Annotated in this window: 15 protein-coding genes; 14 read left to right on the top strand and 1 reads right to left on the bottom strand. The window is 32.7% G+C overall.

The genetic code is table 11. From position 1 onward, the window contains the following. Window positions 1-5 precede the first annotated feature (5 nt). The 11 genes from ykgO (at window position 6) to ctlX (ending at window position 9,200) form a co-directional block, all read left to right on the top strand. Window positions 6-122: a type B 50S ribosomal protein L36 gene (ykgO, locus tag OIU80_RS03370; protein WP_072945378.1), complete on the top strand. Its 117-nt coding sequence runs from the start codon at window positions 6-8 to the stop codon at window positions 120-122. A 2-nt stretch (window positions 123-124) separates the two neighbouring features. Beyond that, window positions 125-499: a 30S ribosomal protein S13 gene (gene rpsM, locus OIU80_RS03365; protein ID WP_229988490.1), complete on the top strand. Its 375-nt coding sequence runs from the start codon at window positions 125-127 to the stop codon at window positions 497-499. Between the two features lie 8 nt (window positions 500-507). Further along, entirely contained in the window at window positions 508-891 is a 384-nt protein-coding gene (gene rpsK, locus OIU80_RS03360) for a 30S ribosomal protein S11 (RefSeq protein WP_007803677.1), read from the top strand. 89 nt (window positions 892-980) lie between these two features. Beyond that, window positions 981-1,586: a 30S ribosomal protein S4 gene (rpsD, locus tag OIU80_RS03355; RefSeq protein WP_035619621.1), complete on the top strand. Its 606-nt coding sequence runs from the start codon at window positions 981-983 to the stop codon at window positions 1,584-1,586. A gap of 21 nt (window positions 1,587-1,607) precedes the next feature. Then, entirely contained in the window at window positions 1,608-2,600 is a 993-nt protein-coding gene (locus tag OIU80_RS03350; RefSeq protein WP_026109818.1) for a DNA-directed RNA polymerase subunit alpha, read from the top strand. A 36-nt stretch (window positions 2,601-2,636) separates the two neighbouring features. After that, window positions 2,637-3,125, top strand: a complete 489-nt coding sequence (gene rplQ / locus OIU80_RS03345; protein ID WP_035619618.1) for a 50S ribosomal protein L17 — start codon at window positions 2,637-2,639, stop codon at window positions 3,123-3,125. A 196-nt stretch (window positions 3,126-3,321) separates the two neighbouring features. After that, on the top strand, window positions 3,322-4,425 hold the full coding sequence (carA, locus tag OIU80_RS03340) for a glutamine-hydrolyzing carbamoyl-phosphate synthase small subunit (protein ID WP_264285669.1): 1,104 nt from the start codon (window positions 3,322-3,324) through the stop codon (window positions 4,423-4,425). 116 nt (window positions 4,426-4,541) lie between these two features. Continuing rightward, window positions 4,542-5,834 carry a phosphopyruvate hydratase gene (gene eno / locus OIU80_RS03335; RefSeq protein WP_264285668.1) on the top strand — a complete coding sequence of 431 codons (1,293 nt, stop codon included), beginning with the start codon at window positions 4,542-4,544 and terminating at the stop codon, window positions 5,832-5,834. A gap of 154 nt (window positions 5,835-5,988) precedes the next feature. Beyond that, the gene (locus OIU80_RS03330; protein WP_264285667.1) at window positions 5,989-7,266 is read left to right on the top strand and encodes a citrate synthase; all 1,278 of its coding nucleotides are present in this window, start codon (window positions 5,989-5,991) and stop codon (window positions 7,264-7,266) included. Window positions 7,267-7,334: 68 nt separating this feature from the next. Further along, the gene (locus tag OIU80_RS03325; protein WP_264285666.1) at window positions 7,335-8,249 is read left to right on the top strand and encodes a dimethylarginine dimethylaminohydrolase family protein; all 915 of its coding nucleotides are present in this window, start codon (window positions 7,335-7,337) and stop codon (window positions 8,247-8,249) included. 15 nt (window positions 8,250-8,264) lie between these two features. Beyond that, entirely contained in the window at window positions 8,265-9,200 is a 936-nt protein-coding gene (gene ctlX, locus OIU80_RS03320) for a citrulline utilization hydrolase CtlX (RefSeq protein ID WP_264285886.1), read from the top strand. Between the two features lie 73 nt (window positions 9,201-9,273). Here the strand turns inward: ctlX and OIU80_RS03315 are convergent, their stop codons facing one another. Beyond that, complete coding sequence (locus tag OIU80_RS03315) at window positions 9,274-9,903, bottom strand: MarC family NAAT transporter (protein ID WP_264285665.1); 630 nt, start codon at window positions 9,901-9,903, stop codon at window positions 9,274-9,276. A gap of 154 nt (window positions 9,904-10,057) precedes the next feature. Here OIU80_RS03315 and OIU80_RS03310 point away from each other — a divergent pair, with 154 nt between their 5' ends. The 3 genes from OIU80_RS03310 to OIU80_RS03300 all read left to right on the top strand — a co-directional run bounded on the left by OIU80_RS03310 (window position 10,058) and on the right by OIU80_RS03300 (window position 12,197). Next, complete coding sequence (locus OIU80_RS03310) at window positions 10,058-10,423, top strand: CoA-binding protein (protein ID WP_264285664.1); 366 nt, start codon at window positions 10,058-10,060, stop codon at window positions 10,421-10,423. A 282-nt stretch (window positions 10,424-10,705) separates the two neighbouring features. After that, window positions 10,706-11,326, top strand: a complete 621-nt coding sequence (recR, locus tag OIU80_RS03305) for a recombination mediator RecR (protein WP_264285663.1) — start codon at window positions 10,706-10,708, stop codon at window positions 11,324-11,326. A 73-nt stretch (window positions 11,327-11,399) separates the two neighbouring features. Then, complete coding sequence (locus tag OIU80_RS03300; protein ID WP_264285662.1) at window positions 11,400-12,197, top strand: polysaccharide biosynthesis/export family protein; 798 nt, start codon at window positions 11,400-11,402, stop codon at window positions 12,195-12,197. The last annotated feature ends 7 nt before the right edge of the window (window positions 12,198-12,204 follow it).

Genomic DNA, 12,204 nt, shown 5'->3' with positions numbered 1-12,204 from the left:
TCACTATGAAAGTTAGAGCATCAGTAAAAAAGAGAAGTCCCGAGTGCATCATTGTGCGTAGAAAAGGGAGATTGTACGTAATAAACAAAAAGAATCCTAGATTTAAACAAAGACAAGGATAATTATGGCAAGAATAGCAGGGGTAGATATCCCAAAAAATAAGAGAGGTGTTATAGCACTTACCTATATCTTTGGATTAGGAAGAAGTAGAGCTATTGAGATTTTAGAAAAAGCTCAAGTTAGCCAAGATAAAAAAGTTCAAGAGTGGAATGATGATGAGATCGGAGCAATTCGTGAAGCAGTATCAACTTTCAAAATTGAAGGAGAATTACGTTCTGAGGTTTCTTTAAACATCAAACGTTTAATGGATATTGGTTGTTACAGAGGTATCCGTCATAGATCTGGTCTTCCGTTAAGAGGACAAAGAACTAAAAATAACTCTAGAACAAGAAAAGGTAAAAGAAAAACTGTTGCTAACAAGAAAAAAGCAACTAAATAATAAGTAATATGGCTAAAGCAACTGCAAAAAAACGTAAAGTTATAGTTGAATCAACGGGTGAAGCTCATATTTCTGCCACTTTCAACAACATTATCATTTCTTTGACAAATAAGAAAGGTGAAGTTATTTCTTGGTCTTCAGCTGGTAAGATGGGTTTCAGAGGTTCTAAAAAGAACACTCCGTACGCAGCTCAAATGGCAGCAGAAGATTGTAGTAAAGTAGCTCTTGAGGCAGGACTTAAAAAAGTTAAGGTTTATGTAAAAGGACCAGGAAACGGACGTGAGTCTGCTATCCGTTCTATTCATAACGGTGGAATTGAAGTTACAGAGATTATCGATGTTACTCCAATGCCTCACAACGGATGTCGTCCTCCTAAAAGACGTAGAGTTTAATACTCAAAAAATATAGTATAACCTAGATTGAAAATAGATTATCGAAGGATAAGACCTGAATTCATAATCTCAATCTTAAACAATTTAAAATGGCAAGATATACTGGTCCTAGCACAAGAATCGCTCGTAAATTTGGCGAAGCAATCTTCGGAGATGATAAATCTTTCGAAAAAAGAAATTACCCACCTGGACAACACGGGATGGCTAAAAAAAGAGGAAAAAAATCTGAGTACGCTGTTCAGTTAATGGAAAAGCAAAAAGCTAAATATTCTTACGGAATTTTAGAAAAACAATTCAGAAATTTATTCGAAAAAGCATCAGCAACTAAAGGAGTTACTGGTGAAGTTTTATTACAATTATGTGAAGCAAGATTAGATAACGTAGTTTTTAGAATGGGTATCGCTCCTTCTAGAAGAGGTGCACGTCAAATCGTATCTCACAGACACGTTACTGTAAACGGTGAAGTTGTTAATATTCCTTCTTACCACCTTAAGCCTGGTGATAAAGTTGCTGTTCGTGAAAAATCTAAATCTTTAGAAGCTATCGAACGTTCTTTATCAAATTCAAGTCATGTTTATGAATGGATTACTTGGAACAATGATCTTAAAGAAGGAACTTTCGTTTCTGTACCTGCAAGACTTCAAATTCCAGAAAACATTAAAGAACAATTAATCGTAGAGTTGTACAACAAATAATAATTGACTTAGTCGAAATTTATGGCAATATTTAATTTTCAAAAGCCCGATAAAGTTATCATGATCGATTCAACCGATTTTGAAGGTAAATTCGAATTTAGACCTTTAGAACCTGGTTATGGATTGACTGTTGGTAATGCACTTAGAAGAGTTTTGCTTTCAGCATTAGAAGGTTATGCAATTACATCTGTTCGCATTGAAGGTGTAGATCATGAGTTTTCTACTATCTCAGGTGTTGTTGAAGATGTTACCGAAATTATCCTTAATCTTAAACAAGTTCGTTTCAAACGTCAAATTGAAGATATCGATAATGAAGCAGTTACTATTTCTGTTTCTGGTAAAGATCAATTAACAGCAGGTGATTTTCAAAAATTTATTTCAGGTTTCCAAGTGCTGAATCCAGACCTTGTTATCTGTAATTTAGATAGTAAAATTAAACTGAATTTCGATTTAACAATCGAAAAAGGTAGAGGATACGTTCCTGCTGAGGAGAACAAAAAACAGAATGCTGCAATTGGAACTATTTTTACAGATTCAATTTTTACTCCGGTAAAAAATGTAAAATATGCAATTGAAAACTTCCGTGTTGAGCAAAAGACAGATTATGAAAAATTAGTTTTTGAAATTAAAACTGATGGATCTATTAATCCTAAAGATGCTCTTACTGAAGCTGCTAAAGTTTTAATTCACCACTTCATGTTATTCTCTGACGAAAGAATTACACTCGAGGCTGACGAAATTGCACAAACAGAATCGTATGATGAAGAGTCATTACATATGAGACAATTGCTTAAAACTAAGCTTGTTGATATGGATTTATCTGTGAGAGCATTAAATTGCTTGAAAGCGGCTGAAGTTGATACACTTGGTGATTTAGTATCGTTCAATAAAAATGACCTAATGAAATTCCGTAATTTTGGTAAAAAATCTTTAACTGAACTTGATGAACTTGTTGCAGTTAAGAATTTAACTTTCGGAATGGATTTAGCTAAATACAAACTAGATAAAGAATAATCTAATTCGCTTAGGCGAGTTAAATTTAACATAGCAATGAGACACGGAAAAAAATTCAATCACTTAAGCAGACAGACTGGACATAGAAAAGCTATGTTGGCTAATATGGCTTGTTCTCTTATTGAGCACAAACGTATTAACACTACTGTTGCTAAAGCTAAAGCGCTTAAACAATTCGTTGAGCCTTTAATCACAAAATCAAAAGAAGATACGACTCACAATCGTCGTATTGTTTTTGCATACTTACGTAGCAAATATGCTGTAACTGACTTGTTCAGAGATGTAGCTGCTAAAGTAGGAGACCGTCCAGGTGGATACACTCGTATCATTAAAGTTGGAAATCGTTTGGGAGATAACGCTGATATGGCGATGATCGAACTTGTTGATTTCAATGAACTTTACAATGGAGGTAAAAAAGAAGTTAAAAAAGCAAAAAGCCGTCGTGGTGGAAAAGCAAAGAAAGCTGAAGAGACTTCTGAAGCTCCTGCTGCTGATACAGAAACGACAACTGAAGCTTCTGAATAATTATGAAAATAATCATTCAATAAGAATTAAGGATAAACTAGTTACTAGTTTATCCTTTTTTTTTGTTTTTTTGAAACTAAAAATACAATAATCTAACACTTTCCCTTCTTAGGGTTTTATTTTTAAAGATGAATTTTTTAAAAAACCTTGCACCCACTCTTTTAAAAAATTAAATTTGCAAAATATCTAATTACAAATGAAATACACAACACGACAAAGCGCCATTCTTTTGCTAAGCGATGGAACAATTTTTCACGGAAAATCAATCGGAATTAGTGGTACAACTTTTGGCGAAGTTTGCTTTAATACAGGAATGACAGGATATCAAGAAATCTTTACAGATCCTTCTTATTTTGGTCAGATTATGGTTGCTACTAATGCACATATTGGAAATTATGGTGTAAATGATTCAGAAGTAGAATCTGATAGCATCAAAATATCAGGATTAGTTTGTAAAAATTTTAGCTTTAATTATTCTCGCGAGGATGCTTCAGAGAGTTTAGAGTCTTATTTTATAAAAGAAAATCTTATTTGTATCTCTGATGTTGATACAAGAGCTTTGGTTAGTTATATACGTGATAACGGAGCGATGAATGCTGTGATATGTACAGATGGAACTTCGATCGAAGATTTGAAGATTGCTTTGGCAAATGTTCCAAATATGGAAGGATTGGAACTTGCTTCAAAAGTTTCGACAACCGAACCATATTTTTATGGAGATGAAAACGCAACGTATAAAATCTCAGCATTAGATTTAGGGATTAAGAAGAATATTTTGCGTAATTTGGCTAAAAGAGATTGTTATATAAAAGTGTTTCCATATAATTCAACTTTTAAAGACTTATCAGCATTTAATCCAGATGGATATTTCTTGTCAAATGGTCCTGGCGATCCAGATCCATTATTTGGCGCAATCGAAATGGCTAAAGAGATTTTAGCTAACGATAAACCTTTATTTGGTATCTGTTTAGGGCATCAAGTTATTGCTTTGGCAAATGGAGTTTCTACTTATAAAATGTTTAATGGACATCGTGGAATAAACCATCCTGTTAAAAATATTATTACAGGAAAAGGTGAGATTACATCTCAAAATCATGGTTTTGCGGTTAATAAAGAGCAATTAGATAATCACCCTGATTTGGAGATTACACATTTACATCTTAATGATGAAACTGTAGCAGGTATGCGTATGAAAAATAAAAATTGTTTTTCAGTACAATATCATCCAGAAGCAAGTCCAGGGCCTCATGATTCTTCTTATTTGTTTGATCAATTTATTGAGAATATAAAAGGGAATTAAACTAAAACGATTGAGTTAATAAATAAAAGTATTTTATTACTAAGGAACTTAATTAGTGTCAAATATTTTTATAAATTCGGAAAATATTTATAATTTAATAATAAAAAACAAAAATAATGAGTATTATAATAAAAATTCACGCAAGACAAATTTTTGATTCTAGAGGTAATCCTACTATTGAAGTTGATGTAATTACAGACAACGGGGTTTTAGGAAGAGCAGCGGTTCCATCTGGAGCTTCTACTGGAGAGCATGAAGCGGTTGAATTACGTGATGGTGGTAAAGCTTTTCTAGGTAAAGGAGTTTTAAATGCAGTGAAAAATGTAAATACTATTATTGCTGAAGAATTAGTTGGTGTTTCTGTTTTTGAACAAAATGTAATCGATCAGGCAATGATTGATTTAGATGGAACTCCAAATAAATCTAAATTAGGAGCAAATGCTATTTTAGGTGTTTCTCTTGCGGTTGCAAAAGCAGCTGCTAATGAATTAGGATTGCCTTTATATAGATATGTAGGTGGTGTTTCGGCAAATACTTTGCCAGTACCTATGATGAATATCATTAACGGAGGTTCACACTCTGATGCTCCGATTGCTTTTCAGGAATTTATGATTTTCCCTGTAAAAGCAACTTCTTTTTCTCACTCTATGCAAATGGGAACTGAAATTTTCCATAGCTTGAAAAAAGTTTTACATGACAGAGGATTAAGTACAGCTGTTGGTGATGAAGGAGGCTTTGCTCCAAATTTGCCAGGTGGTACTGAAGATGCTTTGGATACTATTAAAAAAGCAGTTGAAAATGCAGGATATACTTTCGGTGACGAAATTATGATTGCTCTTGATTGCGCTTCTGCTGAATTTTATGTAAACGGTAAATACGATTACTCTAAATTTGAAGGAGAAACTGGTAAAGTAAGAACTTCTGCAGAGCAAGTTGATTATTTGGCTGAATTAGTAGCTAAATATCCAATTATATCTATTGAAGATGGAATGGATGAAAATGACTGGGATGGATGGAAATTGCTGACTGAAAAAATTGGACATAAAGTGCAATTAGTAGGTGATGATTTGTTTGTAACTAATGTTGAGCGTTTGTCTACCGGAATTGAGAAAGGAATTGCAAATTCTATTCTTATAAAAGTAAACCAGATTGGTACTTTAACAGAGACTATTGCAGCAGTAAACATGGCTAAAAATGCAGGTTATACTTCAGTAATGTCTCATCGTTCAGGAGAAACTGAAGATAATACAATTGCAGATTTAGCAGTAGCATTAAACTGTGGTCAAATTAAAACAGGTTCAGCTTCACGTTCGGATCGTATGGCAAAATACAATCAATTACTAAGAATTGAAGAAGAATTAGGAAGTACAGCTTACTTCCCTGGATTAAATGCATTTAAAATAAAATAATTGTAAGATTATATATTGCTTTGAGCCATTCGTGAAAACGAATGGCTTTTTTTTTGAGTTTTAACAAATTCATAGCAATATTCCTTTTTTAGTTAGTCTTAAATTCCTTAGATTTGATAAATTATTATTTAAAAGATTTATTTCCGATTATATTATGTCAAAAATAGCTACCCTAGAAGTAGATGGTAAGAAGATTGAACTTCCTGTTATAACTGGAAGCGAAAATGAATCTGCTGTCGATATTAACAAATTACGTGATTTAACTGGTTTCATTACACTTGATCCAGGATATAAAAATTCAGGTTCTTGTACAAGTGAAATTACTTTTCTTGATGGTGAATTAGGAATTTTACGTTACAGAGGATACTCAATTGAAGATTTAGCTGAACAAGCAAGTTTTCCTGAAGTATCTTATTTATTAATTTTTGGAGAATTACCAACTGCTCAACAATTAGCACAATTTGATGCTGATATTAAAAAGCATACTTTGGTAAATGAAGAAATGAAAAACATCATTGATGGTTTTCCAAAAACGGCTCATCCTATGGGCGTATTGTCTGCATTGACAAGTGCCTTGACGGCTTTTAATCCTAAGTCGGTAAACGTAGAAAATGAAAAAGAAATGTATGATGCTGTTTGTAAAACAATAGCTAAGTTTCTTGTTATTGCTACATGGACTTATAGAAAAACGATGGGTTATCCATTAAACTATTATGACAATACAATAGGATATGTAGAGAACTTTATGCAATTAATGTTTAAATTGCCTACAGGACCTTACGCAGCAAACCCTATCGTTGTTAATGCATTAGATAAATTATTCATTTTACATGGCGATCATGAGCAAAATTGTTCTACATCTACAGTAAGAATGGTTGGTTCTTCTCATGCTGGTTTATTTGCTTCAATTTCTGCTGGAGTTTCTGCACTTTGGGGACCACTTCATGGAGGTGCAAATCAAGCTGTTCTTGAGATGCTAGAAGAGATTAATAAAGACGGTGGAGATACAGATAAATTCATGGCGAAAGCCAAAGATAAAAATGATCCATTCCGTTTAATGGGATTTGGTCATAGAGTTTATAAAAACTTTGATCCAAGAGCTAGAATTATTAAGAAAGCTGCAGATGAAGTTTTAAATACATTAGGTGTTGATGATCCAATTTTGGCTATAGCTAAAAAACTTGAAGCAGCAGCTCTTGAAGATGAATACTTTAAATCAAGAAGTTTATATCCTAACGTAGATTTTTATTCAGGAATCATTTACAGAGCATTAGGAATTCCTACTGATATGTTTACTGTTATGTTTGCTATTGGAAGATTACCAGGTTGGATTGCGCAATGGAAAGAAATGCGTGAAAATAAAGAACCAATCGGTCGACCTAGACAAATATATACAGGTCATCCTTTAAGAGAATTCAAATCGAATAAATAAAATTCAATTTAAAGCTTCACTTAACTGTGAAGCTTTTTTTTATCTTTGTTGAAATCAAATAATAGAATATGTTACAATTAAATGTAAAGAACGAAACATCAAGATTACGGGCAGTAGTTTTGGGATCTGCAGTTAATAACGGGCCTACGCCAACTATTGAGGAAGCGTATGATCCGAAATCATTGGAGCATATTAAGGCAGGGACTTATCCAGTAGAGTCTGATATGGTTGCCGAAATGGATGCTTTTAATACAGTGCTTCAAAAATACGATGTGACAGTTTTTCGCCCAGAAATGATTGAAAACTATAACCAAATTTTTGCTAGAGATATTGGTTTCGTAATAGATGATATTTTTGTAAAATCAAATATTTTACCAGATAGAGAACGTGAGTTGGACGCGATTCAGTATGTAATTGATCAAATGGATCCTAACAAAGTAGTTCGCCCACCCGAAGAAGTACATATTGAAGGAGGAGATGTTATGCTCTGGAATGATCATATATTTATAGGGACTTACAAAGGAAGCGATTATAAAGATTATATTACTGCAAGAACAAATATGGAGGGAGTTGAGTTCATCCGAAATTTGTTTCCCAATAAAATAGTAAAAGAGTTTGATTTAGTTAAATCTAAAATCGAAGCTCGTGATAACGCCTTGCATCTAGATTGCTGTTTTCAACCAGTAGGAAAAGATAAAGGAATTATTTATAGAAGAGGATTTCGTGAAGAAGCCGATTATATGTACTTAGTGAATCTTTTTGGCAAAGAAAATTTATTTCATATCGAGAGAGAAGAAATGTATTATATGAATTCGAATGTTTTTTCGATTGATACAAATGTTGTTGTGTCTGAGAAAAATTTTACTAGATTAAATAATTGGTTAAGAAGTAATGGGTTTGTTGTAGAAGAAATTCCATATGCCGAAATAGCCAAACAAGAAGGATTATTGAGATGTTCAACATTACCTTTAATTCGAGATTAATTTTATATCATAATGATGAAACAAACTACAAACGCAATAGTGATGATTCGCCCAGTGGCATTTCGTATGAATGAACAAACGGCTGTAAATAATTATTATCAAAAAGTGTTGGACGGACTTTTACCAGCTACAGTAAATGCAAAAGCACAACAAGAGTTTGATACTTTTGTTGAGAAGTTAAGAGCAGTTGGAGTAGATGTAACCGTTGTAGAAGATACTATAAATCCAGATACGCCTGATAGTATATTTCCAAACAACTGGGTTTCTTTTCATGGAAATGGAGATGTAGCATTATATCCTATGTTTGCTGAGAATCGCCGTAAGGAACGTCGTGAAGATATCTTGGATATTCTAGAAGAAAAAGGGTTCGAAATCAATAATATTGTAGATTATACTTCAGCAGAAGAAGATGGTTTTTTCTTAGAAGGAACTGGAAGTTTACTTTTGGATAGAGCTAATGGGAAAGCATATTGTGCCTTGTCACCAAGAGCTGATGAAGAATTATTTATAGAATTCTGTGAAGATTTTGATTATGCACCTGTTATTTTTGAAGCATTTCAAACTGTTAATGGAGAGCGAAAACTAATTTATCATACTAATGTTATGATGTGCTTAGGAGAAACTTTTGCGGTGATTTGTGCAGATTGTATTGATGATAAAAAAGAGCGTAAAATGGTTCTTGAAAATCTAAAAGCTGATAAAAAAGAAGTTATCTTAATTACAGAAGCTCAAGTGAATAATTTTGCAGGAAATATGCTCGAAGTTCGTGGTACAAATGATAAAAAATATATTGTGATGAGTGCTTCAGCACATCAGAGCCTAACTGCAAAACAAATTTCGCAGTTAGAAAATCATGCTGAAATTTTAAGCTCAAGTTTAGACACTATCGAAGCTTGTGGTGGTGGAAGCGCGAGATGTATGATGGCAGAAGTGTTTTTGCCAAGAGCATAAACTAAAATAGAGTTATAAAAAAAATGGATAAATTTTAATATTTATCCATTTTTTGTTTTTAGTGGAATTTAAATTACATTAAATTCACTTTAATTATATTGATAATTGCACTCACTATATACTGTATCCCAATTGCAATTACAATAAAACCAACTATCCTAGATATCGCAACAATTCCAGATGCTCCAAGTATCTTGGCAAGATAATGTGCGCTTCTAAGAATAATAAAAATTACAATAGCAATTGCTAAAATAGCAAATGAACCTATTACAACTTCGCTAGTTTGGTGGTGTTCTTGATAAAAAGCAATTAATAAAGATATCGACCCGGGACCTGCAAGCATTGGGATTGCCAATGGTGTAAGAGCAATGTCATTTCTTTGTTGCGCATCTGTTTCTATCTTTTTGTTTATCCCTCTTTTCTTGTTGAATTTGCCTGAAAGTAGAGAGAATCCTGAATTTACAATTATAATTCCTCCGGCAATTCGAAGAGCATCTATACTAATTCCGAAGAAAGTTAACATGTATTGCCCAACAAAAAACGAAACAATTAAGATTAGAAAAACATTTATTGCAGTCCATAAAGAAATTCTGGAACGCTCTTTCTTGGAGTCGTGTTGTGTTAATCCTACAAAGATTGGAACTGTCCCAATTGGGTTTAATACCGAGAAAAGAGCGGCAAATAAGTAAATAAATAGATCCATAAAGTCTGGTTTAGTACTGTAAAAATAGTCTTTTTAAAAGATATGATTGCAGTTTAATCAGTAGGTTGTTGATTTTATTGAAAAATAACTAAACTTTTTAAATAATCGAAGAGCTAAACCTTTTTGATTACTTTTGTGGTATATATTAAAGACAATGAAAAATAAAAAAACAGTAGTGCTTGGAGCAACTACCAAGCCTGATAGATATGCTTTTTTAGCTATAAATAAATTAGTAGAAAAAGGACATACAGTTTTGGCAATTGGTCAAAATGCTGGAGAAGTTGCAGGAGTAAAAATTTATACAAAAGCTATTCCGCTTAAAAATATCGATACAATTACTTTATATTTGAATCCATCACGTCAGCGTGATTATTATAATTACATTGTAGAAGCGAAACCTAAGCGAGTAATTTTTAATCCAGGAACCGAAAATCCAGAATTATATCAATTATTAGAGCTTAATAATATCAAAGCTCAAGTTGCTTGTACATTGGTTTTACTTACTACAAATCAATATTAATTCTTTAGAATAATTTGTTTCTAAGGAACTGTACCTATAGCAATCGGGACTTAATTTGTTATATCTTTTTCTGGCAGTAAAAGTCAGAAAAAAGATGTTGCTTTAAATGAAGTTTACTTATGTTCTAAAGAATGTAAAAGTATGATAAAGTAATCTGCTGTAGGTCAAGTAACAAGCAATAATGATAATTAGTTTTAAAATATACTGCTTAGAGTATTTTAGACTTCTATATTTCCATAAACAAAAGTCGAGTAAGCCCACAAATTTAGTATTTTTGTCTTCATGGAATTTTCTTCAAAATTAATTGAAAAAGCAGTCAACGAAATGTCACAATTACCGGGTATTGGTAAGCGTACAGCTTTGCGATTGGTTTTACATTTATTAAAACAACCCAAAGAACAAACTGGTTTTTTAGCCGAAGCGTTGATGACTATGCGCGCTGATATTAAATTTTGTGAAAGCTGTCATAATATTTCTGATGTAGCAGTTTGCGAGATTTGTGCCAATACGTCAAGAAATCACCAAACTATTTGCGTAGTAGAAGATATTCGCGATGTAATGGCTATTGAAAACACAGGGCAATATAAAGGGATTTATCATGTTTTAGGCGGGAAAATTTCTCCTATAGAAGGTGTCGGACCAAGTCAGTTGAATATCACTACTTTAGTCGAAAAGGTTAAGTTAGGTGGAGTAAACGAAATTATATTTGCTTTGAGTTCAACTATGGAAGGTGATACTACCAATTTTTATATCTACAAGCAAATAGCGGATGTCGAAATTATAATCTCAACTATCGCACGCGGAATTGCGGTAGGTGACGAGTTAGAATATGCAGATGAAGTTACCCTTGGACGAAGTATATTGCACAGAGTTCCGTTTGAGAAAACGTTCAAGAATAATTAACTGAGTCTATAATAAGAATCGATATTTTCTAAATAATAAATGAAAAGCTATATTTGCTGTTAAAATTCTACAAATGAACAAAAACTCTTTTTATCTGTTGCTACTTATTGGCATCCTTTTTACATCTTGTATTCCATTAAATGATTTGGTTTATTTACAAGATAAAGGAGCAACAGGTACGGAAAGTAATATTGCAGCTGTAGAATCAAAGCCGTATCGATTACAAACAAATGATGTTTTAAGTATTAATATAAAAGCTATTGATCCAAAATTAGTAGCGATTTTTAATACTACTGAAAAGGCAATAGGACAAAGTTCTTCTAATTCAGAAGCGAGTTTATATTTTGATGGTTTTACTGTTGATGATCATGGGAATATAAGGATGCCTGTTTTGGGGGAAATAAATGTTATTGGGTATACTCTTGAAGAGGTGCGTGTTAAAATTGAAAAACAATTATTAGACGAACATTTTAAATCTGAAGCAAATATATTTGTAACAGTTAAGTTAGCAGGTTTTAGATATACAATAAATGGGGAAGTAGGCTCTCCAGGTACAAAGACACTTTTTCAACAACATGTAAATGTAATGGAAGCAATTGCTAATTCTGGTGATATTGCGATTACAGGAAATAGAAAATCAGTTACCATTATTCGTCAATCACCTACAGGAGTCGAAATGCATGATATAGATCTTACGGATCTTAATGTCATGAAATCTCCTTATTATTATTTACAACCAAATGATTATATATATGTGAAACCGCTTAAGCAAAAAACTTGGGGAACTGGTAAAACAGGAATAGAATCTATTGGAACAATAATTACGATAATTTCTTTGGCAACAACTACATTTTTACTTTTAAAACTTTAAAAACCTA

Origin of the sequence: Flavobacterium frigoritolerans, assembly GCF_025847275.1 — a bacterium.
GTDB lineage: Bacteria > Bacteroidota > Bacteroidia > Flavobacteriales > Flavobacteriaceae > Flavobacterium > Flavobacterium frigoritolerans.
This window is presented reverse-complemented; position numbering and strand designations above follow the sequence as displayed.